This window comes from Pseudomonas sp. AC463 (genome assembly GCF_979253585.1).
The window spans coordinates 383,275-409,292 of record NZ_CEEDDZ010000001.1 but is presented as its reverse complement, the minus strand read 5'-3'; the positions used below and the strand labels follow the sequence as shown (position 1 = coordinate 409,292).

23 protein-coding genes are annotated in these 26,018 nt (G+C 63.1%); 10 read left to right on the top strand and 13 right to left on the bottom strand.

From position 1 onward, the window contains the following. The first annotated feature begins 2 nt into the window (after positions 1-2). The gene (gene metC, locus AC0IYH_RS01900; RefSeq protein ID WP_471832818.1) at positions 3-2,702 is read left to right on the top strand and encodes a cystathionine beta-lyase; all 2,700 of its coding nucleotides are present in this window, start codon (positions 3-5) and stop codon (positions 2,700-2,702) included. Positions 2,703-2,742: 40 nt separating this feature from the next. On the opposite strand, the gene AC0IYH_RS01895 is transcribed toward metC, so the two are convergent. From AC0IYH_RS01895 to AC0IYH_RS01870, 6 genes are all read right to left on the bottom strand, one after another. Next, positions 2,743-3,819, bottom strand: a complete 1,077-nt coding sequence (locus AC0IYH_RS01895) for a nucleoside hydrolase (RefSeq protein WP_471832817.1) — start codon at positions 3,817-3,819, stop codon at positions 2,743-2,745. Between the two features lie 28 nt (positions 3,820-3,847). Further along, the gene (locus AC0IYH_RS01890; protein ID WP_116628129.1) at positions 3,848-5,158 is read right to left on the bottom strand and encodes an MFS transporter; all 1,311 of its coding nucleotides are present in this window, start codon (positions 5,156-5,158) and stop codon (positions 3,848-3,850) included. Between the two features lie 142 nt (positions 5,159-5,300). Then, positions 5,301-5,933, bottom strand: coding sequence for an N-carbamoylsarcosine amidohydrolase (locus tag AC0IYH_RS01885; RefSeq protein ID WP_471832816.1), 633 nt, complete (start codon positions 5,931-5,933; stop codon positions 5,301-5,303). A gap of 13 nt (positions 5,934-5,946) precedes the next feature. Further along, complete coding sequence (locus tag AC0IYH_RS01880) at positions 5,947-6,699, bottom strand: maleate cis-trans isomerase family protein (RefSeq protein ID WP_471832815.1); 753 nt, start codon at positions 6,697-6,699, stop codon at positions 5,947-5,949. A gap of 14 nt (positions 6,700-6,713) precedes the next feature. Then, positions 6,714-7,511, bottom strand: coding sequence for an alpha/beta fold hydrolase (locus tag AC0IYH_RS01875; protein WP_122772245.1), 798 nt, complete (start codon positions 7,509-7,511; stop codon positions 6,714-6,716). Then, positions 7,508-8,641, bottom strand: coding sequence for an FAD-dependent monooxygenase (locus AC0IYH_RS01870; protein WP_116628125.1), 1,134 nt, complete (start codon positions 8,639-8,641; stop codon positions 7,508-7,510). The genes AC0IYH_RS01875 and AC0IYH_RS01870 overlap by 4 nt, the downstream gene beginning before the upstream one ends. Before the next feature lie 307 nt (positions 8,642-8,948). Between AC0IYH_RS01870 and AC0IYH_RS01865 the strand changes: the two genes are divergently transcribed. The 4 genes from AC0IYH_RS01865 to AC0IYH_RS01850 all read left to right on the top strand — a co-directional run bounded on the left by AC0IYH_RS01865 (position 8,949) and on the right by AC0IYH_RS01850 (position 14,758). Further along, the gene (locus tag AC0IYH_RS01865; RefSeq protein ID WP_471832814.1) at positions 8,949-10,001 is read left to right on the top strand and encodes a 2,5-dihydroxypyridine 5,6-dioxygenase; all 1,053 of its coding nucleotides are present in this window, start codon (positions 8,949-8,951) and stop codon (positions 9,999-10,001) included. Positions 10,002-10,180: 179 nt separating this feature from the next. Beyond that, entirely contained in the window at positions 10,181-10,615 is a 435-nt protein-coding gene (locus tag AC0IYH_RS01860) for a MarR family winged helix-turn-helix transcriptional regulator (RefSeq protein ID WP_025858281.1), read from the top strand. A 142-nt stretch (positions 10,616-10,757) separates the two neighbouring features. Further along, entirely contained in the window at positions 10,758-11,240 is a 483-nt protein-coding gene (locus AC0IYH_RS01855; protein WP_471832813.1) for a (2Fe-2S)-binding protein, read from the top strand. After that, entirely contained in the window at positions 11,240-14,758 is a 3,519-nt protein-coding gene (locus tag AC0IYH_RS01850) for a molybdopterin cofactor-binding domain-containing protein (protein ID WP_471832812.1), read from the top strand. The genes AC0IYH_RS01855 and AC0IYH_RS01850 overlap by 1 nt, the downstream gene beginning before the upstream one ends. Positions 14,759-14,819: 61 nt before the next feature. Here the strand turns inward: AC0IYH_RS01850 and AC0IYH_RS01845 are convergent, their stop codons facing one another. Continuing rightward, positions 14,820-15,464 (bottom strand): TetR/AcrR family transcriptional regulator, encoded by a 645-nt coding sequence (locus tag AC0IYH_RS01845; protein WP_471832811.1) that lies wholly within the window; start codon positions 15,462-15,464, stop codon positions 14,820-14,822. A gap of 160 nt (positions 15,465-15,624) precedes the next feature. Between AC0IYH_RS01845 and ggt the strand changes: the two genes are divergently transcribed. Next, entirely contained in the window at positions 15,625-17,349 is a 1,725-nt protein-coding gene (gene ggt / locus AC0IYH_RS01840; RefSeq protein WP_116628120.1) for a gamma-glutamyltransferase, read from the top strand. On the opposite strand, the gene AC0IYH_RS01835 is transcribed toward ggt, so the two are convergent. From AC0IYH_RS01835 to AC0IYH_RS01825, 3 genes are all read right to left on the bottom strand, one after another. Further along, complete coding sequence (locus AC0IYH_RS01835) at positions 17,346-17,891, bottom strand: AAA family ATPase (protein WP_471832851.1); 546 nt, start codon at positions 17,889-17,891, stop codon at positions 17,346-17,348. The genes ggt and AC0IYH_RS01835 overlap by 4 nt on opposite strands. Further along, positions 17,888-18,451: a nicotinamide riboside transporter PnuC gene (pnuC, locus tag AC0IYH_RS01830; RefSeq protein ID WP_116628118.1), complete on the bottom strand. Its 564-nt coding sequence runs from the start codon at positions 18,449-18,451 to the stop codon at positions 17,888-17,890. The genes AC0IYH_RS01835 and pnuC overlap by 4 nt, the downstream gene beginning before the upstream one ends. 92 nt (positions 18,452-18,543) lie before the next feature. Next, the gene (locus tag AC0IYH_RS01825) at positions 18,544-20,178 is read right to left on the bottom strand and encodes a methyl-accepting chemotaxis protein (RefSeq protein WP_471832810.1); all 1,635 of its coding nucleotides are present in this window, start codon (positions 20,176-20,178) and stop codon (positions 18,544-18,546) included. A gap of 220 nt (positions 20,179-20,398) precedes the next feature. Here AC0IYH_RS01825 and AC0IYH_RS01820 point away from each other — a divergent pair, with 220 nt between their 5' ends. Continuing rightward, positions 20,399-21,229, top strand: a complete 831-nt coding sequence (locus AC0IYH_RS01820) for an undecaprenyl-diphosphate phosphatase (protein ID WP_116628116.1) — start codon at positions 20,399-20,401, stop codon at positions 21,227-21,229. Then, positions 21,226-21,609: a DUF1294 domain-containing protein gene (locus AC0IYH_RS01815; RefSeq protein ID WP_471832809.1), complete on the top strand. Its 384-nt coding sequence runs from the start codon at positions 21,226-21,228 to the stop codon at positions 21,607-21,609. Before AC0IYH_RS01820 ends, AC0IYH_RS01815 begins: the two co-directional genes overlap by 4 nt. On the opposite strand, the gene AC0IYH_RS01810 is transcribed toward AC0IYH_RS01815, so the two are convergent. Next, on the bottom strand, positions 21,598-21,954 hold the full coding sequence (locus AC0IYH_RS01810) for an MmcQ/YjbR family DNA-binding protein (protein ID WP_116628114.1): 357 nt from the start codon (positions 21,952-21,954) through the stop codon (positions 21,598-21,600). The two genes, AC0IYH_RS01815 and AC0IYH_RS01810, sit on opposite strands and share 12 nt — an antisense overlap. Then, a complete protein-coding gene (locus tag AC0IYH_RS01805; RefSeq protein WP_471832808.1) occupies positions 21,951-22,859 on the bottom strand; it encodes a LysR substrate-binding domain-containing protein in 909 nt (302 codons plus the stop codon). The genes AC0IYH_RS01810 and AC0IYH_RS01805 overlap by 4 nt, the downstream gene beginning before the upstream one ends. Positions 22,860-22,984: 125 nt before the next feature. Between AC0IYH_RS01805 and AC0IYH_RS01800 the strand changes: the two genes are divergently transcribed. Then, entirely contained in the window at positions 22,985-23,596 is a 612-nt protein-coding gene (locus AC0IYH_RS01800; RefSeq protein WP_122772234.1) for an FMN-dependent NADH-azoreductase, read from the top strand. A gap of 210 nt (positions 23,597-23,806) precedes the next feature. Beyond that, on the top strand, positions 23,807-24,844 hold the full coding sequence (locus AC0IYH_RS01795) for an alpha/beta hydrolase (RefSeq protein ID WP_116628111.1): 1,038 nt from the start codon (positions 23,807-23,809) through the stop codon (positions 24,842-24,844). On the opposite strand, the gene AC0IYH_RS01790 is transcribed toward AC0IYH_RS01795, so the two are convergent. Further along, positions 24,838-26,013 carry an MFS transporter gene (locus AC0IYH_RS01790; RefSeq protein ID WP_471832807.1) on the bottom strand — a complete coding sequence of 392 codons (1,176 nt, stop codon included), beginning with the start codon at positions 26,011-26,013 and terminating at the stop codon, positions 24,838-24,840. The genes AC0IYH_RS01795 and AC0IYH_RS01790 overlap by 7 nt on opposite strands. Positions 26,014-26,018 lie beyond the last annotated feature (5 nt).

Sequence of the window (26,018 nt, the reverse complement as noted above, 5' to 3'; positions counted from 1 at the left end):
CCATGAGCCAGACCATCACCCCAAGTCAACTGCAGCAGTGGCTGTTCGACGGGCAGGAAATCGCCGTGTTCGACGTGCGCGAACACGGGCAATACGGCGAGGCGCACCTGTTCCATGGGGTGAACCTGCCCTACAGCCGCCTGGAGCTGGAGGTACGCCGCCTGGCGCCCAACCCGCAGGTGCGTCTGGTGATCTACGACCAGGACGGCGGGGCGGTGGCGACGCTGACGGCTGCGCGTCTGCATGCGCTGGGCTACACCCATGTGCATGTATTGGCGGGTGGGGCGGACGGCTGGCAGGCGGCAGGCTTGCAGCTGTTTGCCGGTGTGCATGTGCCGTCCAAGGCGTTTGGCGAGTTGGTCGAAGAAGCCAGCCACACGCCGCACGTCACCGCGCGGCAACTGGCCGAGTGGCAAGCCCGTGGCGAACCGCTGGTGGTGCTGGATGGGCGGCCGTTCGACGAATACCGCAAGATGACCATCCCCGGTTCCATCTGCTGCCCGAATGGCGAACTGGGCTACCGCGTGCACGACCTGGTGGCGGATGACAGCACGCCCATCGTGGTCAACTGTGCCGGGCGCACCCGCAGCATTATCGGCGCGCAGACCCTGATCAACCTGGGGTTGAAGAACCCGATTTACGCGCTGGAAAACGGCACCCAGGGCTGGTACCTGGAAGACTTGCAACTGGAGCACGGCAGCGCCCGGCGGTATGCCGAGCGCGTCAGCGGCGACCTGACCTCGCAACGCCAGGCCGCACAGCAACTGGCCGAGCGGGCAGGGGTGGTGACGGTGGCGGCGGAGCAGGTGCGCCAATGGGCCGCTGACCGCCAACGCAGTCTGTTCCTGTGTGACGTACGCACCGCCGAGGAGTTTGCCCTCGGCACACTGCCCGGCGCGCAACATACCCCGGGCGGGCAGTTGATTCAGTCCACCGACCTGTATATCGGTGTGCGCCAGGCGCGCATCGTGCTGGTGGACAGCGATGGCGTGCGCGCGCCGATTGTCGCCAGTTGGCTGCGCCAGCTGGGGCATGCAGCCTATGTGTTGCGCGATGGCATCGACAGCGGCCTGGCCTTGCCGGTGCTGCAACCGGTGGCGTTTGAGGCGCTGCCACTGATCAGCGTTGCGGCGCTGGCGCGGGAGCTGAACGATGTGAACCTGATCGACCTGCGCCCGAGCATGCTGTACCGCAAGGGGCATATTGCCGGGTCGCGCTGGTCGATCCGCTCGCTGCTCAAACCCGATCATCGCCCGTTGGTGCTGGTGGCGGATGATCCGGCGTTGGCCGCTTTTGCCGCCGAGGGCCTGTCGGCGCGTTTGCTCGACGGCGGCTTTGCGGCCTGGGCCGCTGCCGGCCTGCCGGTCAACGCGGGCGCAGACACGCTGCCCGACGCGCAGTGCATCGACTTCCTGTTCTTCACCCACGACCGCCACAGCGGCAACAAGGACGCCGCGCGTCAGTACCTGGCCTGGGAAATCGGCCTGCTCGCGCAAATGAACGAGGCGGAAATCGCCAGCCTCAAACCCCTGGCGCCGCCGTCGCGGGTGCGCACGCGATTGATTCATGCCGCGCGTACCGAGAAGGGCCAAGGCGGCCGCGCGGTCAACGTGCCGATCACGCGCCTGAGCACCGTGCTGTTCGACAACCTGGCGCAAATGCGCGACGCCCGCGCGCGCCGTGACAGTGAGCGCGTGCTGACCTACGGCGCGCGTGGCAACCCGACATCTCATGCGCTGGAAGACCTGGTGACCGAGCTGGAAGGCGGCTTTCGCACGCGTCTCTACGGCACCGGCCTCGCCGCCGCCGCCCAGGTGTTCCTGGCCTACTTGCGCCCCGGCGATCATGTGCTGATCACCGACGCGGTGTATTCGCCGGTGCGCAAGCTGGCCCGCGAATTCCTGCAGCCGTTCGGCATCGAGGTCAGCTACTTCGCACCGGATGGCCAGGGCCTGGAAGCGCAACTGCAAGCCAACACCAAACTGGTCTACGCCGAAGTGCCGGGCTCGCTGCTGTATGAACTGTGCGACCTGCCGGCCATCGCTGCGTTGTGCAAACCGCGCAATATCCTGCTGGCCGTGGACAACACCTGGGGCTCGGGTTACCTGTACCGGCCACTGGCATTGGGCGCGGATATTTCGATCATGGCCCTGACCAAATACCTCGGCGGTCACAGCGACGTGATGATGGGCAGCGTGTGCACCAGCGCAGCGGCCTGGCCGGCGCTGGGCAGGATGAGCGACACCTTCGGCAATGCGGTGAGCGCCGACGATGCCTACCTGATCCTGCGCGGCGCCCGCACCCTGGCCGCGCGCCTGGACGTGCACGAACGCCAGGCCGTGGATATCGCCCTGTGGTTGCAGGCGCAGCCCCAGGTCAAACGCGTGTTCCATCCGGCCTTGCCCGAGCATCCGGGGCATGCGCTGTGGCGGCGGGATTTCGCTGGCAGCAATGGGTTGTTGTCGTTCGAATTGGCGAATGCCGACGCCGGCTACCTCGAACGCTTTATCGACGCCTTGCAGCTGTTCGGCCTGGGCGCTTCGTGGGGAGGGTATGAAAGCCTGGTGACGGTGGCGGATACCCAGGACCGTGACAACGCAGCGGACCGGGGGTTAAACCCGGTGGTGCGCCTGCATATCGGCTTGGAGGATGTGGCGGCGTTGATCGAGGATTTGCAGCGCGGGCTTGCTGTCGCGGGCTAAGGCTTGAACGCTCCCACGCAACGTGGAAGCGCTCGACCGGTCAGTGCTTGACCGGGGTTGGCAGCGTCACGAGGTTGACGTAGCCGTCCCAGAATTTCTTTTGATCCACGCCAAACACCACCTTGGCCTTTTGCGTGCCAAGCGGCGCACCTTTCTTGTAGCCCAGTGCGCGGCCGTAGTCGGCGCCGAACGTGGCGTCGACATCCACCCACATATCCCGCGCTTCGGTGACGATCTGCGGGCTGACCAGATACAGCGCCGGCAGGCTGTCCCAGGTAAAGCTGTGGTAGCTCGGGTCCTTGTCGAACAGCGGGCCGAACTCGTGTTTGTACAGCTCGGCAATCGCGCCTTTCTGCGCAATCACGCGCTGGTACACCGACTTGTCGAAGGTGACTTTCTCGCACACGTCGTTGGGGAAAATCACGTGTTCGATGGGCGAGCGCAACACGATCTTCGCCGCCTCCGGGTCGAACCACCAGTTGAATTCCGCCGCCGGCGTGGTGTTGCCCGGGATCTCCAGGGCGCCGCCCATGTACACGATGCGCTTGATCAGCGGCACGATGTCCGGTGCCGAACGAATCGCCAGGGCGACGTTGGTGAGGGGGCCGACGGCGAGGATCGTCACCTGGTGCGGGTTGGCGCGCACGCTGTCGACGATGAACTGCGCGGCGGTTTCCTTGCGCAATTGTGTGTGCGTGGCCAGGCCGTCCGGCGGTGCAACCAACTGCGACGGCGAAGTCGGTCGCGGGTTCTTGAACGCCCCCGGCCAGCCTGAACCGAACAGGGCTTTTTCCGCCTCGTAGGTGGCGTAGTCATGCAGCAGCGGGTAGGCGGCGCCGGAGTAGACGCCGACTTCCTTCTCCACACCCATGCGTTCCACCGCCTTGAGGGCGTCGACCTGTTCCTGGTCGACCCAGGCATTGCCGCTGACCAACGTCATGCCCAGCAGCTCGATGCGTTTTTGCCCATGCAGCTGGGCGAGCATGATAAAGGCCTGGCCGTCATCGTTGAGGACGTTGAAATCGGTGTCGAAGATGACTTTTTCCGCCGCCTGGGCGGTACCGGCACACAGGCCGACCGCCACCAGCAACGCACAGCTTTTAAACAAACCTTGCATGGTGATTCATCCGCAAAAGTTAGGGTTGTTAACGGTTCACCAGTTTCGCCGGCAAGGCGATGACCAGGAAGCTGCTGAGGATCAGGCAGCCGGCAAAAAACCACAATGCGCCCGCGCTGCTGCCGGTTACGTCGATTGCAACGCCCATCAACGAGTTGCTCACCAGGCCGGCGATATTCGCCACCGAACAAGCCAGGGCAAAACCGGTGGCTGCTGCGGTGCCTTTGAGGAAGGTCGCCGGCAGGCTGAAAAACACCGGCACCGCACCGATGATCGCCGCCGAGGCAATCGCGAACAGCGCCACGGTGGCCGCCACGTTGTGGGTGAAGAAGGTGCTGGTGGCCATCGCCGCTGCGCCGATGAAAAACGGCACGATGATGTGCCAGCGGCGTTCGCGGTGTTTGTCCGAGCTGGCGCCGATCAGCAGCATGCCGAGCAGGGCGGCGACGCTGGGCAGGGCGGTGAGGATGCCGATATGGAAGGTGTCGGTGACCCCGGCGTTGCGGATGAACGTCGGCATCCAGAAGCCCATGGCGTAGGCGCTGAGCAGGATCGAGAAATCGATACCGCCAAGCATCCACACTTTGAGGTTGAAGAAGCCGTCGCGAAAGCTGTGCTTGCTGCCGGCGCCATCGGCGTCGTCCTTGCGCAGTTCGGTTTCGAGCAGGGCCTTTTCTTCGTCCGACAGCCATTTGGCTTGCTGGTAGCTGTTGGGCAAGGCCCAGAAGGTCAGGATGCCGAGCAATACGCTGGGCACCGCCTCGATCAGGAACAGCCACTGCCAGCCGCGCAGGCCGCCGACGTGATCAAAGTGGCCCATGATCCACCCGGACAGCGGGCCGCCGATCACGCTGGACAGCGGCAGGCCGATCATGAACAGCGCGATGATGCGCCCGCGTCGGTGGGTGGGGAACCAGGTGGTCAGGTAATACAGCACGCCCGGCAAAAAGCCGGCTTCGGCGGCGCCGAGCAGAAAGCGCAGGATGTAGAACTGGGTGGTGGAGGTGACCAGCATGGTGCAGGCCGAGAGCAGGCCCCAGGTGATCATGATGCGCGCGATCCAGATTTTCGCGCCCACCCGTTCCAGCACCAGGTTGCTCGGTACTTCAAAGATGATGTAGCCGACAAAGAACAGCCCGGCGCCAAGGCCGAACGCGGTTTCGCTGAACTGCAACTGGTCGAGCATCTGCAGTTTGGCGAAGCCGATGTTGATGCGGTCCAGGTAGGCGGCCAGATAGCAGAAGCACAGGAACGGAATCAGCTTCCAGGTGATCTTGTGGTAAAGCGTGTTGACCGGGTCGGCGACCGTGGTCGCGGGCGCTGCATTCGCAATGGGCATGGGGTGTCTCCTGGCGGTGACTTATGGTTTTTATGTTGCCGCTGTGTTCCAGCACTTCGGAGTGCTGTGGCAGCGACTTCCAAAGGCAGTGTCAGAAGATGTAGCGCTGACCGCGCTCTGTGGCGCGGTTCTTGGTAAAACCTTATTGCTCCCTGAACTTGCGCATTGCCTCCTGCTTGCTCACCACGTCGCCATACTTGCTGTCGATATCGAACAGGTTGGCTTCATGGGGCGCCGGGTGCCGGTCGCCGACGCATTCGCGCACGACGATGGTCCGAAAGCCGTGTTGCACTGCGTCCACTGCCGTGGCGCGGATACAGCCGCTGGTGGAACAGCCGGCCAGCACCACGGTGTCGATGCCTTGTGCGTGCAGCATCGGTGCCAGGCTGCTGCCGAAAAACGCACTGGCGTATTGTTTGGTGATCACCACTTCATCGGCCTGGGGCAGCACTTCAACGCAGAACGCGGCGAGTGGGTTGCCTTCGACCATGTCCTTCATCACCGGGGCCTTTTTCACCCAGATTCCGCCATCGACGAAATGGCCGGGATGGTAGCGGATATTGGTGTGCACCACCGCAATCCCGTGTTGCCGTGCGCAGGCCAGCAGCTCGACGCTTTCGGCCACGGCGCTGACCACGCCGGGCGCAAACAGCGGCGCGCCTTCGGTGGTGTAGCCCTGCATGAAGTCGATCATCAGCAGCGCGGCCTTTTTGCCGAAGCCGATGCGGTTGCCCCAGACGCCCTGGTAGTTGGCGTCGGCGGATTGGTTGGTCATCTTCTCAACCCTCTTAGTAAGCGCCAGAGAGCAGGGCACCGGCACCGGGCACGATCGGCTCCAGGTCCAGCGCCTTGAGCATCGCGTAGGTGGTGGCAATGGCCGCCGTGAGCACCGGCTTGCCGGTTTGCGCCTCCACCTTGGCCACCACCGGCAGCGACTGCATCTGCACGCAGGCCGACAGCACGATCACATCCACGCCTTGCAGGTTCATGCCGGCGACGATGGCCGGCAGGTTGGCCGGGTCGTGGCGGGCCACGGCGAGGTTGTCGGGGATTTCCAGCGCGCGCCAGTCCACCACGTCAAAGCCTTCTTCGCGGATGTAGTTCACCACCAGTTCGGTCAGCGGCTTCATATACGGCGCGACGATGGCGATGCGTTTGGCGCCCATCACCTTGAGGCCTTCGATCAAGGCGCCGGCGCTGGTGATCACCGGGGCGTTGGCGTCGTTATCGGCAGTGGCCTTGCGCAGGCGCTGTTCGGAGTTGCGGTGGTAGCCCAGGCCCATGGCCATGATCGCCACCAGGCAGGCGTAACCCAGCACGTCCACCTTGGCGTCGGACAGCTCGATGGCGCAGCGGTCGGACTCGCCGTCCATGGCCGCCAGTTCTTCCTTGCGCACTTGCTTCATGCGCATGCGGCTGGAGTGAAAGGTAAAGCGTTCGGGGCGGATCGCCTGGCGCGCGGTGAGCATCGCCGGGATCTCGGTTTCCATGGTGGTGTTGGAACTGGGCACGATCTGGCCGATGCGGTAGAGCTTCTGCATGGTGGTCTCCGTTCTTATTGTGTGAGGAAGTCGCCGAGGGCGTTGAAGAAGCCGTCGAGGTCGTCCCACGGGATCATGTGGCCGGCGTTGGGCACGCGGGCGACCTGGATGCCGGGCTGCAGCGCCTGGATTTCGGCGATGTCTTCATCGAGGATCACCCCGCCACGCCCGGCGACCATCAACAGGGCAGGGGCCTTGAGGTGGGGCAGGTGCTGGTGGAAGTCCACCGCATGGAAGTCATTGAAGGCGCGCACGATGGCCGGCTCGTAACAGGTGTGCAGCCATTCGGCGCGCAGTTGCAGTTGCTCCGGCGTCCAGGTGGCGCAGAAGGCGCGCATCGCCTCTGCATCCATGCCGACCAGCGCTTGGCGGATCGAGTCGACGTACCACGGCAACTTGCTCGGGTATTCACGACGGCCCGGGCCGGAGACCGGCGGGTCGATCAGCACCACGCGGTTCACGCCCTGGGGATGCTTGACCGCACTGTGCACGGCAAAGCGCGCGCCCATGGAATGGCCCATCAGGTGATAGCTGCCCAGGCCCAGCGCGTCGGCGAACGCACCGATGTCGCCGGCGCAAGTGTCCGCGCTGTAATCCAGCTCGGGGCCGGTCGAGGACAAGCCGCGCCCGCGCACATCCAGCACATACGTGTCGAACTGCGCGCCAAGGCGCTCGGCCACAAAGCCCCAGGTGATCGCCGGGCTGGTGATGCCCGGGATCAGGATCAGCGCCGGGCCCTTGCCGCCGTAGCGCAAGTAGTGCTGGCGAATGCCGTTGGCCTGCACGTTGCCGCCATACAAGAAGGTGCTCACGCGGCCACCCCCGATTTCAATTCCTGGGCGTAGAGGTCATAGCCATACACCCACGCCGGGTCTTCCTGGGTGCGCAGCCAGGTGTTGGCGTTGGATACCGCCTGCACGCGGGATGCGCGTTCCTTGCGGTTGGCTTCGTAGAGTTCGAAGGCGGTGCGGTAGTCGCTGATGCCGGTTTCCTGCAGGCAGCGGGTCAGCATCGCGGCGTCTTCGATGGCCATGCCGGCGCCCTGGGCCATGTGCGGCTTCATCGGGTGGCAGGCGTCGCCCAGCAATACCAGGCGGCCCCGGCTCCACAGCGGCAACGGGTTGCGGTTGCGCAGCGGCCATTTGGTCACGCTTTCGGTGGACTCGATCAAGGCTTGCACGGTGGGGTGGTAACCCTTGAACGCGTCGAACATCTCCTCGCGGCTGCTGTCGACGAAGGCGCCCTGGAAGTCCCATTCGGCGTGGGGTACGCCGGTCACGTAGTAGTACTCGTCACGTTTGCCGGTGGTGTAATACACCATCATGTGGCGGTCTTCGGTCCACCACTTGATGCAGTCTTCGAACTTCAAGTCGTACTTGGCCAGCTGGTCGCCACGGATCAGCGCGCGGTGCGCGACCCAGCCGCTGTACAGCGGTTTTTCCACGCCGAGCAGTTCTTCGCGGATCTTCGAATTGATGCCGTCGGCACCGATCACGATATCGGCGTAGGTCACTTCGCCGTCGGCGAAGGTCAGGCGCACCTGGGTGTCGGTTTCTTCGAGGGTTTCCAGGCGCTTGTTGAAGTGCAGGGTGCCGGGCTTGAGGGTCGACATCTGCAGCGCGTGCAGGTCGCCACGGTGCACGGTGACGTAGGACGCGCCGTAGCCGGTGAGCGGGATGCGCGAAAGGTAGTCGCCGGTTTCGCCGCAACGGCTGAACCAGTGCTCGGGGTGCGAGCCCATCAGGTCCAGCTGCTTTTCGATGCCCATGCGGCGGAAGATTTTCATGATATTGGGCCCCATGTGGATGCCCGCGCCCAGCCGGGAAAACTCCGGCGCCTGCTCGTAGATGTCCACGTCGAAGCCAGCTTGTTGCAGCAGGGTGGCCGCAGCGGCGCCGCCCAGGCCGGCACCGACGATGGCGATTTTCTGTGTGCTTCCCATGGGGCGTGATCCTCTCTCTGCTTGATTTTCGGCGGCGTCTGTCCGCAAGGTTTTTAAAGTGTATACGCTCATTTTTTGAAATGGGAAGACTATCTTTGAAATTTTATCTTCTAGCCATGAGCGTTCTGTGTAACCCGGTATTGCCAGTAAATACGGGTTATGTGTGGATTGGTAACGTTCTGGCGCGGCGCTTGCAGTCCGCCTGAAATTCAGGTCTTATCGTTAGTAATTGGCGTATACGCTATATAAATGCACTAAGGTGAAGCGCGACGCCTGAACTTGGTGCAGCCCCACAGGAGACAGGAAGATGCCGGTAAGCGATTGCGAACTCACCCAGATGTTTGAACACGTGTTGAAGCTGTCGAAGGTCGACCCGACCCAGAGCGTCGCCGTGCTCAAGAGCCATTACTCCGACCCGCGCACCGTGCGTGCCGCCATGGACGCCGCGCAGCGCCTGGGAGCCAAGGTGTATGCGGTAGAGCTGCCGGCGTTCAACCATCCCAAGGCGATGGGCAATGACATGACCGCCTACTGCGGCGACACCGCGCTCACCGGCAATATCGCCGCGCAGCGTGCGCTGGAAGCGGCCGACCTGATCGTCGACACCATGATGCTGCTGCACTCACCGGAGCAGGAGCAGATCCTCAAGACCGGCACGCGCATCCTGCTGGCCGTGGAACCGCCGGAAGTGCTGGCGCGCATGCTGCCCACCGAGGCAGACAAAGTACGCGTGCTCGCCGCCGAACAGTTGCTGAAGAAGGCCCGTTCGATCCATGTGAAATCCCGCGCCGGCAGTGATTTTCGCGCCGCGCTGGGGCAATACCCGTCGGTGACCGAATACGGTTTTGCCGATGAGCCGGGGCGCTGGGACCACTGGCCAAGCGGCTTCCTGTTCTCCTGGCCCAACGAAGAAACCGCCGAGGGCGTGCTGGTGCTGGACATTGGCGACATTCTGCTGCCGTTCAAGACCTATACCCGCGAGAAGATCACCCTGGAAATCGAGAAGGGTTTCATCACCGGGATTCACGGCGGGTTCGAGGCCGAGTACCTGCGTGATTACATGAAGTATTTCAATGACCCCGAGGTGTACGGCATCTCCCATATCGGTTGGGGTTTGCAGCCAAAGGCGCAGTGGACGGCCATGGGGCTGCATGACAAGAACGACGGCATGTGCATGGATGCGCGGGCGTTCTATGGCAATTTCCTGTTTTCTACCGGCCCGAATACTGAAGTGGGCGGGACGCGCAAGACGCCGTGTCATATGGATATTCCGCTGCGCAATTGTGATGTGTACCTGGATGATGAGGCGGTGGTGATTGGTGGCGATGTGGTAGCCCCCGCTGAGTCCCTGGCACACTAAATATCCAAATGTGGGAGGGGGCTTGCCCCCGATAGCGGTGGGTCAGCAATAGATAAGCTGGCTGATACACCGCAATCGGGGGCAAGCCCCCTCCCACATTTAGCCTGTGTGCACCTTGAGATCATTCACCAAGCCCGCCATCATGCCTTCCCATCGCTAACCACCCACCGAGCCTCGCCGTGCCTGATTCCTACGTTTTTTCTGAACAAGTTGGCCACCTGTTGCGCAAGGCCTACCAGCGCCACCTGGCGATCTTTCAGCAGAATGTCGGCGACTCCCAGCTCACCGCCGTGCAGTTCGTGACCCTGTGCGCGCTGCGCGATCACGGTGCAAGTTCGCTCACCGAGCTGGTCAAGGCCACGGCCGTTGACCAGGCGACCATTCGCGGGATTGTCGAGCGACTCAAGGCCAAAGAGTTGATCAGCCTGGAGCCCGACCCCCAGGACAAGCGCAAGGTGGTGGTCGACCTGTCCCCGGCCGGCGCCGAGCTGGTCGCGCAAACCGCCCCGCGCGCCGCGCAGATCAGTGAGTTGACCATGAGCAACCTCAACCCCGCCGAGCGCGTGGCGGTGCTGTTTCTGCTGCGCAAGATGATCGACGATCCGCAGGAGTAATGCGGGCTGGCATTGAATTTGCTCTAGTTTGATGTAGTCGCCACTTCACCAATCAAGTGTGTCGCGAGGCCCCAGGTCCGCGACGCTTTTTTTTGACTTGTTCGTGTAGTAGCCACTTCACCAACTGTTATAGGCGAAGCGAATGATCAGCCAGCACATCACGGTAACGCTTGAGGTCAATGGGCAAAAAAGCCAAGTCAGCGCCATGGCGGACACCCCGCTTTTACTGGTGCTGCGCAATGACCTGCACCTCAACGGCCCCAAATACGGTTGCGGCCTGGGCGAGTGCGGCGCGTGCACGGTGATCATCGACGGCGTGGCCGCCCGCGCCTGCGTATTTCCCCTGGCCGGCGCGGCAGGGCGCGAGATCGTCACCCTCGAAGGCCTGGGCACACGCCAGGCGCCGCACCCGGTGCAGCAAGCCTTTATCGATGAGCAGGCGGCGCAATGCGGCTATTGCCTCAACGGCATGATCATGACCACCAAGGCCCTACTCGACCGCAACCCCAACCCCAGCGAAGCCGAGGTGCGCAACGAGCTGTCGGGCAACCTCTGCCGCTGCGGCACCCATATCGAAATCCTCCGGGCGGTGCTGCGTGCCGCTCGCCTGATGAGCATGGATTGATGACCATGAACCTTTCCCGAGACCAATGGCTGGCCAAGGCCGGTGTTCTGTTGATTGTCGATGACGTGCTGCCGCCTTCGGGCCCGGTGGCCAAGGGCGGCACGCCGACGGTAAAGCCCAGGGAGCTAAGCCTGTTTATCGCCGTCAACGACGACGGCCTGGTGTATGCGTTCAACGGCCATGTGGATTTGGGCACTGGCATTCGCACCTCCCTGGCGCAGATTGTCGCCGAAGAGCTCGACCTTACGCTGGAGCAGGTGAACATGGTGCTCGGCGACACCGAGCGCGTCCCCAACCAGGGCGCGACCATTGCCAGTGCCACCTTGCAGATTTCCGCCGTGCCCCTGCGCAATGCGGCGGCCGAAGCGCGGCGCTTTCTGCTGGCGCGAGCGGCGGGGCGCTGGGGCGTGAGCACCGCCAGCCTCAAGATTGAAGCCGGGGTTATCCATGCAGCAGACGGGCGCAGCAGCACCTATGCCGAATTGGTCAGCGGCCAGCACGACCAGCTGCGCATCAGCGGCGACGCACCGCTGAAGGCCATCGAAGATTATCGCCTGGTGGGCAAGGGCGCCGCGCGCGTGGATATCCCCGGCAAGGCCACCGGCGAGCTGACCTACGTGCACGACATGCGCGTGCCCGACATGCTCCACGGCCGCGTGGTGCGCCCGCCGTATGCCGGGCTGGATTGCGGTGAGTTTGTCGGCAATAGCCTGCTGAGCGTGGATGAAGCGTCCATCGCGCATATCCCCGGGATTGTCGCGGTGGTGGTTATCCGTGATTTTGTCGGCGTGGTGGCGCTGCGCGAAGAGCAGGCAATCAAGGCCGCTCACGAACTGCAAGTGCATTGGAAACCTTGGAATAACGCACTGCCGGACATGAGCGATGTGGAGCAGGCCATCCGCGACAACCCACGGGTTCGGCGCACGGTGCTCGACCAGGGCAATGTCGACGCGGCCCTGGTCGGCGCGGCCCAGCGCATGCCGCGCAGTTATCTGTGGCCGTACCAGATGCACGGTTCGATAGGCCCGTCTTGTGGCGTGGCGGATTACCAGGCGGCGGGCAGTCGTGTGTGGTCGGGCAGCCAGAACCCGCACCTGTTGCGCGCGGACCTTGCCTGGCTGCTGGAATGCGACGAAAGCCTGATCGACGTGATCCGCATGGAAGCCGCCGGCTGCTACGGGCGCAATTGCGCCGACGACGTGTGCGCCGACGCCTTGCTGCTCTCGCGCGCTGTGGGCAAGCCGGTGCGCGTGCAACTGACCCGCGAACAGGAGCACCTGTGGGAACCCAAGGGCACCGCGCAGTTGATGGACGTAGACGGCGGCCTCAACGCCGACGGCAGCATTGCCGCCTACGACTTTGAAACCAGCTACCCGTCCAACGGCGCGCCAACCCTGGCGCTTTTGCTGACCGGCCGGGTCGAGCCGGTGGCGGCGATGTTCGAGATGGGCGACCGCACCTCGATCCCGCCGTATGCCATCGACAACATTCGCGTGACCATCAATGACATGGCGCCCATCGTGCGCGCGTCGTGGATGCGCGGTGTGTCGGCGTTGCCCAACACCTTTGCCCATGAATCCTATATCGACGAACTGGCGTTTGCCGCCGGCGTCGACCCGGTGGAATACCGTCTGCGCTACCTCAAGGACGAGCGCGCCATCGAGCTGGTCAAGTCCACCGCCGAACGCGCCAACTGGACGCCGCGCACCGCGCCGATGCAAACCGCCAATGAAGACCACCTGCTGCGCGGTCGCGGCTTTGCCTACGCGCGCTACATCCACAGCAAGTTCCCTGGGTTCGGCGCCGCGTGGGCGGCCTGGGTGGCGGATGTGGCCATCGACAAACACACCGGCGACGTGTCGGTGACGCGGGTGGTGATCGGGCATGACGCGGGGATGATGATCAACCCGGCCGGGGTGCAGCATCAGATCCACGGCAATGTGATCCAGTCCACCAGCCGCGTGCTCAAGGAGCGCGTGACCTTTGAAGAGTCGACGGTGGCGAGCAAGGAGTGGGGCGGTTACCCGATATTGACCTTCCCCGAGGTGCCGCAGATCGACGTGATGATGATGCCGCGCCAGGACCAGCCGCCCATGGGCGCCGGCGAGTCGGCCTCGGTGCCGAGTGCGGCGGCGATTGCCAACGCGATCTACGACGCTACCGGGATTCGTTTTCGCGAGTTGCCGATCACCCCCGAACGGGTGCTGGCGGCACTGAATGCCGGCACCTTGGGCGAGCCGGCCAAGTCGCCGGAAAAACGCCGCAAGTGGTGGTTTGGTGCGTTGTTCGCGACCTTGGGCGCACTGCTGGCAACGGCCTGGCCGTTTCACAACGAAATCGCACCCATCGCGCCGCCCAGCGCCGGCACTTGGTCCAAGGCCACCCTGGAGCGCGGGCGTCTGCTCGCTGCGGTGGGCGATTGCGCGGTGTGCCACACCGCGCCCGGTGGCGCGCCGAATGCCGGCGGGCTGGCGATGCAGACGCCATTCGGCACGCTGTACAGCAGCAATATCACCCCGGATGTGAACACGGGGATTGGTGCCTGGTCGTACCCGTCGTTTGAACGGGCGATGCGTGACGGCATTGGTCGCGATGGGCGCAACCTGTACCCGGCATTTCCCTACACGGCGTTTCGCAATATCAACGACGCGGACATGCAGGCGCTGTACGCCTACCTGATGTCCCAGGCGCCGGTGAGCCAGGCGCCGACGCCGAATGCGATGAAGTTTCCGTTCAATGTCCGGCCGTTGATGGCGGGGTGGAATGCACTGAACTTAAGGCGCGGCGAAATCACCCCGCAACCCGAGCAAAGTGCGCAATGGAACCGGGGGAATTACCTGGTCAATAGCCTGGGCCACTGCGCCGCGTGCCATTCGCCGCGCAACTTGATGGGGGCGGAGAAGGGCGGCAAGGCGTTTCTGGCCGGCGGCAGCGTGGATGGCTGGGAAGCGCCGGCGCTGACGGGCTTGTCCAAGGCGCCGACGCCGTGGACCGAGGATCAGCTGTTTACCTATTTGAGCACCGGTTATTCCGACGCCCACGGTGTGGCGGCGGGCCCGATGGGGCCAGTGGTGAGTGAGCTGTCGAAATTGCCCAAGGCGGATATCCGCGCGATGGCGGTGTACCTGGCGTCGTTGAATGGCGAGGCGGCTGCCCAGGTGCAGGTGGCGGCTACGGTGCCAAACCCCAATGGCCGACGCGTGTTTGAAGGGTCGTGCAAGGCCTGTCATGCCGATGGCCTGGGGCCGAAGCTGTTTGGAGTGAGCCCGTCGCTGGCGACCAACACCAATGTGTTCAGCGATCAGCCGGACAATTTGATCAAGGTGATCCTGCAAGGCATCAGCAATCCGGCGACTAAGGATCTGGGGTATATGCCGGGGTTCAAGGACAGTTTGTCCAATGGCCAGGTGGCGGATTTGGTCGCGTATCTGCGCGGCAAATTTGCGCCGAATGCGCCGGTTTGGAAGGGCCTGGAACAAAAGGTGGCGCACCTGCGCGCCAACCCCGGCACCCACTGACACAGCTGGGGTAAAAAAATGTGGGAGGGGGCAAGCCCCCTCCCACATTTTGATTCGGTTTCTACAGTGAGGGAGTGACGCCCCGCAGCACCAGATCGCTGATAAACACCAACCAATCCTGCTGCTGGCCTTTGGTCGACAAATCCTCATCCAGAAACGAGCTGAGGGTATGCCGGTTGGAGTTATAGAAGTAGCACAGCGACGCAATCATCAAGTACACATGCTTGAGGTCCACATCCGCGCGGAACACACCCTGGGCCTGGCCTGCCTCGATGATCGGGCGCAGCACGCCGACCGCTTCCCCCGACAGTCTGCGCATCTCGCCGGACTGTTTGGCGTGCTTGCCCTGGTGCAGGTTCTCGATGCTCAGGATCGCCACGAACTCCGGGTGCTTGACGTAGTAGTGCCAGATAAACCCTACCAGCTCGCGTAGGGCTTGTACGGGGGAGTCCAGGTCCAGCTTGAGCTTGCTTTCGGCTTGGTTGAATTGCTCGTAGGTGTGTTCCAGCACGCAGACGAACAGGTGTTCCTTGCTGCCGAAATAGTAATAAAGCATGCGGTCGTTGGAGTCGGCTTCCTTGGAGATGGTGTCGACCCGCCCGCCGGAATAGCCGTCGCGGGTAAACACCTTGACCGCTGCCTGCAGGATGCGCGCACGCGTCTGGTCGGCCTGTTGGGCGCGGATCCCGGTCTTTTTGATCGCCATGTCAAAGTGCCTTACACGACAGTGTGGGCGCGAAATATAACATGGGCTTTTTCGCGGCCGTTCTGTGACCGACAAGTTCTGTAATAAAAACGCCATTGCGCTGGGGATTAATTCCCGGGCGGGCTATTTTGGTGCGTCTCAATAACTAGAGTAGCCATGGATGAAATACCAACCCTTCAGCCGTACCTTGATTGCCACTGCGCTGGTGTTGACGGTCAGCGGTGTGCACGCCGCGTCCCAGGCCCCGGTGGCCGGTGAAAATGGCATGGTGGTCACGGCCCAGCATTTGGCAACTCACGTCGGCGTGGATGTACTCAAGGCCGGCGGCAATGCGGTGGATGCGGCCGTCGCCGTGGGCTACGCGCTGGCCGTGGTGTACCCGGCGGCGGGTAACCTGGGCGGCGGCGGCTTCATGACCGTGCAATTGGCAGACGGGCGCAAGACCTTCCTCGACTTCCGCGAAAAAGCCCCGCTGGCGGCCACCGCCAATATGTACCTGGACAAGGACGGCAACGTCATCGAGGGACTGAGCGCCAAGGGCCATTTGGCCGTGGGCGTGCCTGGCACCGTCTCCGGCATGGAACTGGCCCTGAGCAAATACGGGACCCTCAAGCGCGCCCAGGTGATTGCCCCGGCGATCAAGCTGGCCGAAAACGGCTTCGCCCTGGAGCAGGGTGATATCGACCTGCTGCACACCGCCACCGGCGAGTTCGAAAAAGACCAGGACCTGCGCGGGATCTTCCTGCACAACGGCCAGCCGATGCAGGTCGGCCAGAAACTGGTGCAGAAAGACCTGGCCAAGACCCTCAAGGAAATCTCCGCCAAGGGCAGCGACGGCTTCTATAAAGGCTGGGTCGCCAAGGCGCTGGTAGATTCCAGCCAGGCCGGCAAGGGCATCATCACCCAGGCGGACCTGGACAAATACAAGACCCGCGAACTGGCGCCCATCGAGTGCGACTACCGTGGCTACCATGTAGTCTCCGCGCCGCCACCGAGTTCGGGCGGGGTGGTGATCTGCCAGATCATGAACATCCTCGAAGGCTACCCGATGGCCGACCTGGGCTATCACTCGGCCCAGGGCCTGCACTACCAGATCGAAGCCATGCGCCACGCCTACGTGGACCGTAACAGCTACCTCGGCGACCCGGATTTCGTCAAGAACCCGATCGAGCATTTGCTGGACAAGGACTACGCGGCCAAGCTGCGTGCCGCCATCGAACCGCAAAAGGCCGGGGATTCCCAGGCGATCAAGCCGGGTGTGTCGCCGCACGAAGGCAATAACACCACCCACTACTCCATCGTCGACAAGTGGGGCAACGCGGTCTCCGTCACCTACACCCTCAATGACTGGTTCGGTGCGGGCGTGATGGCGAGCAAGACCGGGGTGATCCTCAACGATGAAATGGACGACTTCACCGTCAAGGTCGGCGTGCCGAACATGTACGGCCTGGTGCAGGGTGAAGCCAACGCCATCGCACCGGGCAAGGCGCCGCTGTCGTCGATGAGCCCGACCATCGTCACCAAGGATGGCAAGGCCGTGATGGTGGTGGGCACGCCGGGTGGCAGCCGCATCATTACCGCGACCTTGCTGACCATCCTCAACGTGATCGACTACAAGATGAACATCCAAGAAGCCGTGGACGCGCCGCGTTTCCACCAGCAGTGGATGCCGGACACCACTAACCTTGAGACCTTCGCGGTCAGCCCGGATACCCAGAAGATTCTCGAAAGCTGGGGCCACAAGTTTGCCGGTCCGCAGGACGCCAACCACTTGGCGGCGATCCTGGTGGGCGCACCTGCATTGGGTGGCAAGCCGGTCGGCAATAACCGCTTCTATGGCGCGAATGACCCGCGTCGCAACACGGGGCTTTCCCTGGGCTACTAAGGCAAAACGGGCGGCTGCTCAGGGTTGAGCAGCCGCTTCACCGCAGCAAACGCCGCCGTGCGGCGCTCCTCCCAACTCCCGCGAATCACCACCACTGGCTGTTGATGCTGTTGCATCCAGTCCAGGCTGCCCTGGAAAAATGCCCGGCGGTCCGCCAGCTCCGGTTGGCAGCGTTGGCCATCGGCCGTCCATTCCACGTCCTCGGGCGACAGCAACAGATGCAGGTCGTAGTGGCGGGCGAGGAGTTCATCGTCGAGCCAGGCCGGGTAGTCGCCGAACAGGGTCTGGCTCCATAGTTGGTTGGTCAGCAGGTGGGTGTCGAGGATCAGCAGCGCGGGCTGTTCAGCACGGGCGGCATCTTCCCAGGCCAGTTGGCCATGGGCGATGGCGGGAATATCCGCCAGGCAGGTATCGCGCTGATGCTGATCGATGAAATAGCGCACATATTCACCCACCATCAGCCCGCCAAAGTGCGCGTGCAACTCGGCGGCCAGCCAGCTTTTGCCGCTGGATTCAGGCCCCGCCAGTACCACCACCTTCATGCGTGCAGCGCCGGGTCGGCGCGCCATTCGCGCCAGCCTTGCACGGCGATCACGGTGAACAGCGCGTAGAGCGCGGCGGTGAGGTACAGGCCTTTATAGAGGAACAGCCCGACGAAGATCACATCCACGGCAATCCACAGCGGCCAGCATTGCACACGTTTTTGCGCCATCCACATTTGCGCCACCAGGCTGAAGCCGGTGAGGGCGGCGTCGAGCCACGGCTGGGCGGCGTCCGTCCAATGGGCCATGGCGGCGCCGAGCAACAGGCTGAACACGGCGCCGACGGCGAGGCTGAGCATGATCGCCGGCACGCCCAGGCTGGTGACCTGGCGGCCTTGCTTGACCTGGCCGGCGCGGGTCCATTGCCACCAGCCGTACAGTTGCAATACGGCGTAGACCACTTGCAGCAGCATGTCGGAATAGAGCTTCACGTCGAAGAACACCCAGGTGTAGAGCAGCACCATCACCAGGCCGATGGGCCAGCACCAGGGGTTCTGCTTGACGGTCAACCACACGGCAATCACCCCCAGGGCAGCGGCGAACAGTTCAAGCCCGGACATGGCGGTTCCTTGGGGAAGTGGGAGAGGGCGGTGATTGTACCCAGAGGCAAGCCATCTACAAAACACCGCCCCTCCCACATTTTTTAATCGCGTCAGACTTTGAATTGGCGCAGTAGCCCGTCGAGTTGTTCGCTCAGGCCACGCAGTTGCATGCTGGCCACGCTCGATTGCTCGGCCGCCAACGCGGTGCTGTGGGACAAGCCCGCCGCCTGGGTCACGTTCTGGTTGATGTCTTCCACTACATGCGCCTGTTGCAGGGTGGCGCTGGCAATCGAGGCGTTCAGGCCGTTGAGGTTGCGCAGCGCCTGGCCGATGGCGGTGAGGCTCGCGCCGGCCTGGCCGGCTTGTTCGATGGTCAGCTGCGAGGCGCTGTGGCTGTCGCTGATTACCTTGACTGCGGCTTCCGAATGGCCTTGCAGGCGCTCGATCATCACCTGGATTTCGGCGGTGGATTTCTGCGTGCGCTGGGCCAGCAGGCGCACTTCGTCGGCCACCACGGCAAACCCACGGCCTTGTTCACCGGCGCGGGCGGCTTCAATCGCCGCGTTGAGGGCGAGCAGGTTGGTCTGATCGGCGATGGAGCGGATCACTTCGAGTACGCCGCCGATCTGCGTGCTTTCGCTGGACAGCGTGCGGATCACCTCAACAGCCTGGTTGATGGTGCTGGACAGTTGGTCGATCTGTTGCAGGCTGCCGTCGATATTGACCTGACCCTGCTGCGCCTGGGCCTGGGCGTCGCGCATTTCACTGGCGGCGTGCTCGGCGTTCTTGGCCACGTCCTGCACGCCGTAGGTGACTTCATTGATGGCGGTGGCCACCAGCTCCATCTGCTGCGACTGTTGCTGGCTGCGGTCGTGGGCCTGGGTAGCGTTGGTGCCCAGTTCCAGCGAGGACTGGCCCAACGCATTGGCGCACACCTGCAACTGGCCGACCACCTGGCGCAGTTTGGCGGTAAAACTGTTGAAGTGCTGGGACAGTTGGGTGACCTCATCGCGGCCATGGGTGTCGAGGCTGCGGGTCAGGTCGCTTTCACCACTGGCGATATTGCCCATGGCATTCACCGCCGCCTGCAATGGCCGCACGATGCTGCGGGCGATCAGCGCCACCAGCAAACCCATCACCAGCGCGATGCCGAGGCCCATGAACGAGGCTTTCCACACCTGGCCACTGAATTCGGTTTGCACGTCGTCCACATACACGCCGGAGCCGATGATCCAGCCCCACGGCTCGAACAGCTGGATATACGAGGTTTTCGCCACCGGTGCGTCGGCGCCGGGCTTGGGCCAGCGGTAGTTGACGATGCCGGCGCCCTTGGCCTTGGCCAGGATCACGAATTCGTTGAACACGGCAAACCCGTCGGGGTCGCGGATTGCCGAGAGGTTCTGGCCATCGAGCTTGGGGTTGGCCGGGTGCATGATCATCACGGGCGTGAGGTCGTTGATCCAGAAATAGTCGTCATGGTCATAACGCAAGCCGCGCACGGCACTAAGGGCCTGCTTCTGCGCGGCTTCGCGGGTCATCACGCCGGTGGTTTCGAGGCCGTGATAAAACGTCAGGATCCCGCTGGCGGTCTGCACCACGTGTTGGGTTTGCTGGCGCTTGGCCTGGTACAGGTCGTCGTGGATCTGCTTGAGCATCAGCAAACCCAGGGCCAGCAGCATCAGCACGGCGACTATCAGGATCAGCCAGAGGCGTCGGCTGATCGACATATTGCGCAAACTGTTCATCGTCCTGTCACTCCGTGCTTTTTATAATTGTGGGCGCTGCATCGACTTTTGCGGCTTGTCTGATAGGCTTTCGGCCTGAAATCGCAAAACCTGAGTTCTGCCTGATTTTTCACGCAATTTTTGCAGGCCTGCGTTGAATATGAACGCCAGGCCTTGCCGTCAGTGAACCACTAAAAAAGATCAATAAGGCATGCCATCGAGCATGACCTTTGGGGGAAGTATGGATTTGTGGACCGCCATTCAGGCGTTGATTCTGGGCGTTGTGGAGGGGCTGACGGAGTTCTTGCCGATCTCCAGCACCGGCCACCAGATTATCGTCGCCGACTTGCTGGACTTCACCGGCGACCGTTTCAACGCGTTCAATATCATCATCCAGCTCGGCGCCATCCTGGCGGTGGTCTGGGAGTTTCGCGGCAAGATTTTCGAAGTGGTCACCGGCCTGCCAACGCAGCGCAAGGCCCAGCGTTTTACCGTAAACCTGCTGATCGCCTTTCTGCCGGCCGTGGTGCTGGGGGTGATTTTCGCCGACCTGATTCACCATTACCTGTTCAACCCGATCACCGTGGCCACGGCCCTGGTGGTGGGCGGCGTGATCATGCTCTGGGCCGAACGCCGCGAGCATGAGGTGCACGCCGAAACGGTGGATGACATCACCTGGAAGGACGCGCTCAAGGTCGGGTTTGCCCAGTGCCTGGCGATGATCCCGGGCACCTCGCGCTCGGGCTCGACCATCATCGGTGGCCTGCTCTTTGGCCTGTCGCGCAAGACCGCCACCGAGTTCTCGTTCTTCCTGGCGATGCCAACGATGGTCGGTGCGGCGGTGTATTCGGGCTACAAATACCGCGACCTGTTCCAGCCGGCCGACCTGCCGGTGTTTGCCATTGGTTTTGTGACCTCGTTCATCTTCGCGATGATCGCGGTCAAGGGCCTGCTCAAGTTCATTGCCAGCCACAGTTATGCGGCGTTTGCCTGGTACCGCATCGGCTTCGGCCTGCTGATCCTGGCCACCTGGCAGTTCGGCTGGATCGACTGGGCAGCGGCCAAGGCATGATGATCCAGCGCCCACGCCTCAAGGCCGCACTGTTTGTGCTGTTGTGCGCCGCACCGCTGCTGGGCTCGGTACTGGTCTGGCAGCGCGGCGAAACCGTGATCCCGCTGGTGGCCTATGGCGTGGTCAGCGTGATCGCGTTATTCCTCTACTGGAGCGACAAGCGCAAGGCCCGCACCGACAGTTGGCGCACCCCGGAAAACATACTGCACGCCGTGGAGCTGGCGGGCGGTTGGCCGGGGGCGCTGATTGCCCAACAGGTGTTCCGGCACAAGACGCGCAAGGTGTCGTACCAGGTGCTGTTCTGGGTGATTGTGCTGCTGCACCAGGTGTTCTGGCTGGATCAGCTGTTTCTCGGCGGTACGCTGGTTTCAATCCTCTAGCAGCAAGCCGATTTGCGTGCGCTTGGGCAGCTTGCTCACCACCAGTTGGTGGGAACGCTGCAACAAGCCACGCAGCTCCTCGGCGCCCAGCGGGTAGGGCGCGTTCATGATGATCCACTGCGCGCGCGCCAGGTACGGCGCCGGGTGGATGCCCGGGCGGTCGACATGGCCAAGGAACAGCTCCTTGTCGACCTTGAACGCCAGCGAATCGCCGCGCAGGTTCTGCAGGGCAAACATCTTGTTGCCGGCAATCGAAAATACCCGCACGCCGCCCCATTTGTAGTCTTCCCGCGCGCCGGGCAGTCCCAGGCAGAATTGCGCGACTTGTGCTTCGGTCATCTTCATAACAAACGGTCTCCACAGCCCTTGAAACCTTCTTCCAGGTAGTCGATCCAGGCGCGAATCGCCGGCAGCACACCGTGTCGGTGCGGGTACACAGCCTGCAGCCAGCCGCCAGGCAACGACCACTGCGGCAGTAATTGCACCAGGCGCCCGCTGGCCAGCTCCTCCTCGCAATACATCATCGGCAGCACGGTGAAGCCCAGGCCCATGATGGCGCTGGCCTTGCGCACGATGAAATCTTCGATGCCCAGGCGCGCCTCCATCACCAGTTCGTGGGCGTTGCCCTGCGGGTCGAGAATGCGTTGATGCACCATGCGGTCGGGTTCGAGCGCGCCGAGAATCGGCAGCTGTTTAAGGTCTTCGAGGGTTTCGACCCGCCGATCGCGCATGAACCCGGGGCTGGCGACCAGTACGGTGTGCGCCTGGCGCAGGCGCTTGGTGACCAGCAGCGGGTCTTCATCGCCCAGTTCGCGCACGCGCAACGCGACGTCGATGCCTTCGGCGACCAGGTCGACGCGGCGGTTTACCAAGGTCATCTCCAGCTGCACGTGCGGGTGCGCCGCCAGAAACCCGGCGACCATTTCCGGCAGCATGTGCTGGGCCAACCCCACCGGGCAACTGACCCGCAGGCGCCCGCGCGGTTCGCTGGACATGCTCGCCACCGCTTCGTCGGCCATTTCCGCCTCCAGCAGCATCGCCTGGCAATGGCGCAGGTAGCGCTCGCCGACGGCGGTGAGGGTCAGTTGCCGCGTGGTGCGTTGCAGCAGGCGCGCACCCAGGCGTTCTTCCAGCTCGGCAATGCGTCGCGACAGCCGCGATTTGGGAATGCCCAGCAAGCGCCCGGCCGCGGCGAAACCACCGGCTTCGACAACTTTGGCGAAATAGTAGAGGTCGTTGAGGTCTTGCATGGTCGGCCTATTGTCCTGTCAGTGGGACAAACTATCGCATTTCAGGCGGCTTATCGACTATTGGTTTCATGCGTAGCATCACCACCATCTGATCGCCACTGACGATCCCTCATCGGAGATCCACCATGAAACTGTTGCACATCGATTCCAGCATCCTCGGCGACAACTCGGCTTCCCGTCAGCTCAGCGCCGGTGTGGTGAAAGCCTGGCAAGCGGCCGAGCCGGGTGTAGAAGTGACCTACCGCGACCTGGCCAGCGAAGGCATCAACCACTTTTCCGGCGCCACCCTGGGTGCATTGGGCACTGCCGCGGAACTGCGCGACGCCGCGCAAAAGCACGAAGCCGAGTTGAGCGCATCGTCGCTGGCTGAATTCCTCGCCGCCGATGCCATCGTGGTCGGCGCACCGATGTACAACTTCACCATCCCTACGCAGCTGAAAGCCTGGATCGACCGCATCGCCGTCGCCGGCCAAACGTTCCGCTACACCGAAGCCGGCCCGGAAGGCCTGTGCGGCAACAAGAAAGTCATCATCGTCTCCACCGCCGGTGGCCTGCATGCCGGCCAGGCGTCGGGCGCAGCCCATGAAGGCTACTTGAAACTGTTGTTCGGTTTCCTCGGCATCACCGACATCGAAATCGTCCGCGCCGAAGGCCTGGCCTATGGGGATGAAGTGCGCAGCAAGTCCCTGAACGATGCCAACATGCAGATCAACGAGCAGTTGTTCGCCGCTGCGTAATGCTTGTGTAAAGTTCGCTTGCTCTCGGTTTCAATCTGAAGCCGAGCGCCTAAACTCTGTATTCTGGTCGCCTCAAAATGACCGGAGTACGGAGTTTTTTCGTTTGCCCGCTGTCTTGTTCAATGTGGCCCAGGTTGTGCAAGCATGGGTTCAATACCCTGGATTTTCATTCGATATGTCGGTTCTCACGCAGCAAAGGTGGACATCCCCATGATGCGTCTTTGTGCTGTTATGGTTCTTTCCCTGCTCGGCAGCCTGATTTCAGTGCACGCCGCGCCCGCACCGCACCCCCATTGGAGTGTGGGCTTTCATCGCATGACGTTTCTCGACCCGCTGGACCTGCAGCCGATGAAGGCGGTTGCGTTCTATCCGTCCACCGGCGACGAGCACAGTACCCAATTAGGCGCCTACCATGTCGCCGCCACCGAAGACTCCAAAATTGCCATCGGGCGTTTCCCGATGCTGATGCTGTCCCACGGCAATACCGGCACGCCGCTGGCCCTGCATGACCTGGCCACGTCCCTGGCACGCAAGGGGTTTGTGGTGGTTGCGGTGCTGCACCCTGGCGACAACTACAAGGACCATAGCCGCCTTGGCACGGTGAGCAACCTGTATGGCCGGCCGATCCAGATTTCCGAAGCGATCACGGCCACCCTCGGTGACCCGATGCTGTCGCCGTTCGTCAACATCGACCAAGTGGGCGTGATCGGTTATTCGGCCGGCGGCGAAACCGCGTTGATCCTGGCAGGCGCCAAGCCGGATTTCGACCGCCTGCGCCGCTATTGCCAGGAACGCCCGGAGGACCGCGATGCGTGCACCACCAAAGGTGAACTGGTGGTGGACCGTGACGACCTGCAGCCACAATCCGACCCGCGCATTCACGCACTGATGCTGATGGCGCCGCTGAGCCTGATGTTCGGCCGCCACACCCTGGCCGACGTACACGTGCCGGTGTTGCTCTACAGCGGCGACGGCGACAAGCTGGTGGCGGTGGACAAGAACGCCGCCGCGCTGGCGCGCAAGCTGCCGGAACCGCCGGACTTCAAGCTGCTGGCCGGAGCCGGGCACTTTGTGTTCATGGCGCCGTGCGACAGCGACCAGTTAGCCGCGATGCCGGCGATCTGCACGGACGCCGATGGCGTCGACCGCGAAGGCATTCACCGTGATTTGATCTCAGAAGCCGGTCGCTTCTTCAGCCACACCCTCGGGCAATCCACCCGCGCCGGTTTGCAGACGGCCGATCAGTAAGCGCGCCGCTTGAGCAGCAGCGTCACGCCCAGCGCCGTGACCGACAGCAGGGCGGCGCAAAAGAAAATCCAGCCGTAGCCCAGGTTCAGGGCGACAAACCCCATCAACGGCCCGGCAATCGCCAGGGCCAAATCAAAAAACACTGCATATGCACTCAGCCCCGCGCCGCGGCTGCTGTTGGGCACTTGCTTGATCGCTTCTACGCCCAGCGCCGGGTACACCAGCGACAAGCCAAAGCCGGTCAGCCCGGCGCCAATCAACGCCACGCCGGTAGACGGCGCCAGCCACAGCAGGGTCAGGCCCAGCGTCTCGATGGTCATGCAGGCAATCGCCGCGCGAAAGCCGCCGAAGCGGCTGATCGCCGAGATGAATAGCAGCCGCGAGAGGATAAAGCACACGCCAAACACGGTCAGGCAGTACGCCGCGCCGGCCCAGCCGCGATTGAGGTAGTACAGGGTGATAAAGGTGGTCAGCGTGCCGTAGCCGATGGACGCCAGGCACAGGCTGGCGCCAAACGGTGCGATGCGCCCGAATACCGCCCAGAACGGCAGGCGCTCGCCGCGCACCACCGGCACCGAGGGCTTGTTGCGGATCAGCACCAGGCCCAGCGCCGCCAGCACCGTCAGGGCAATGCCCAGGCTGTTGTAGCCGTATTCGGCAACCATCACCACGCCCAGCGGCGCACCGATGGCGATGGCGCCGTAGGAAGCAATACCGTTCCAGGAAATCGAGCGCGCCGTGTGTTCGGCGCCCACCGCGCCCATGCACCAGCTGATGGTGCCCACGCCGATCAACCCCTGGGCCACGCCAAGCAGCAGTCGCGCAACGATCAGAATGCCCAGGCTCAGGCTCGGCATGCTCTGCATCAGTGTGGCAATGAACGTCAGCACGCCACTCACCAGAATCCCCGCCAGCCCCAGCACGATCGCACGCTTGGTGCCCACGTTGTCGGACATGCGCCCGGCCATGGGGCGGCTGAGCAAGGTGGCCAGGTATTGCGAGCCGATGGTCACCCCAGCCACCACCGCGCTGAAGCCCAGTTGCTCATGTACATAGCCCGGGATCACCGCAATCGGCAGGCCGATGCAGATAAAGGCGATGAAGGTGTAGAAGACGATGGAAACGATCTGCAGGGTGATCGACAGGGAGGAGGGGGCGGCTTGGGACATGGGCA

Bases quoted from the DNA above. Each gene is read 5' to 3' on its own strand.
- AC0IYH_RS01865 (WP_471832814.1), top strand. From the start codon at position 8,949: ATGCCGGTAAGCGATTGCGAACTCACCCAGATGTTTGAACACGTGTTG.
- AC0IYH_RS01790 (WP_471832807.1), bottom strand. From the start codon at position 26,013: ATGTCCCAAGCCGCCCCCTCCTCCCTGTCGATCACCCTGCAGATCGTT.
- AC0IYH_RS01835 (WP_471832851.1), bottom strand. From the start codon at position 17,891: ATGAAGGTGGTGGTACTGGCGGGGCCTGAATCCAGCGGCAAAAGCTGG.
- AC0IYH_RS01880 (WP_471832815.1), bottom strand. From the start codon at position 6,699: ATGCAGAAGCTCTACCGCATCGGCCAGATCGTGCCCAGTTCCAACACC.
- ggt (WP_116628120.1), top strand. From the start codon at position 15,625: ATGAAATACCAACCCTTCAGCCGTACCTTGATTGCCACTGCGCTGGTG.
- AC0IYH_RS01855 (WP_471832813.1), top strand. From the start codon at position 10,758: ATGATCAGCCAGCACATCACGGTAACGCTTGAGGTCAATGGGCAAAAA.
- AC0IYH_RS01870 (WP_116628125.1), bottom strand. From the start codon at position 8,641: ATGGGAAGCACACAGAAAATCGCCATCGTCGGTGCCGGCCTGGGCGGC.
- AC0IYH_RS01815 (WP_471832809.1), top strand. From the start codon at position 21,226: ATGATGATCCAGCGCCCACGCCTCAAGGCCGCACTGTTTGTGCTGTTG.
- AC0IYH_RS01800 (WP_122772234.1), top strand. From the start codon at position 22,985: ATGAAACTGTTGCACATCGATTCCAGCATCCTCGGCGACAACTCGGCT.
- AC0IYH_RS01805 (WP_471832808.1), bottom strand. From the start codon at position 22,859: ATGCAAGACCTCAACGACCTCTACTATTTCGCCAAAGTTGTCGAAGCC.
- AC0IYH_RS01820 (WP_116628116.1), top strand. From the start codon at position 20,399: ATGGATTTGTGGACCGCCATTCAGGCGTTGATTCTGGGCGTTGTGGAG.
- AC0IYH_RS01890 (WP_116628129.1), bottom strand. From the start codon at position 5,158: ATGCCCATTGCGAATGCAGCGCCCGCGACCACGGTCGCCGACCCGGTC.
- AC0IYH_RS01825 (WP_471832810.1), bottom strand. From the start codon at position 20,178: ATGAACAGTTTGCGCAATATGTCGATCAGCCGACGCCTCTGGCTGATC.
- AC0IYH_RS01885 (WP_471832816.1), bottom strand. From the start codon at position 5,933: ATGACCAACCAATCCGCCGACGCCAACTACCAGGGCGTCTGGGGCAAC.
- AC0IYH_RS01810 (WP_116628114.1), bottom strand. From the start codon at position 21,954: ATGAAGATGACCGAAGCACAAGTCGCGCAATTCTGCCTGGGACTGCCC.
- metC (WP_471832818.1), top strand. From the start codon at position 3: ATGAGCCAGACCATCACCCCAAGTCAACTGCAGCAGTGGCTGTTCGAC.
- AC0IYH_RS01795 (WP_116628111.1), top strand. From the start codon at position 23,807: ATGATGCGTCTTTGTGCTGTTATGGTTCTTTCCCTGCTCGGCAGCCTG.
- AC0IYH_RS01895 (WP_471832817.1), bottom strand. From the start codon at position 3,819: ATGCAAGGTTTGTTTAAAAGCTGTGCGTTGCTGGTGGCGGTCGGCCTG.
- pnuC (WP_116628118.1), bottom strand. From the start codon at position 18,451: ATGTCCGGGCTTGAACTGTTCGCCGCTGCCCTGGGGGTGATTGCCGTG.
- AC0IYH_RS01850 (WP_471832812.1), top strand. From the start codon at position 11,240: ATGACCATGAACCTTTCCCGAGACCAATGGCTGGCCAAGGCCGGTGTT.
- AC0IYH_RS01845 (WP_471832811.1), bottom strand. From the start codon at position 15,464: ATGGCGATCAAAAAGACCGGGATCCGCGCCCAACAGGCCGACCAGACG.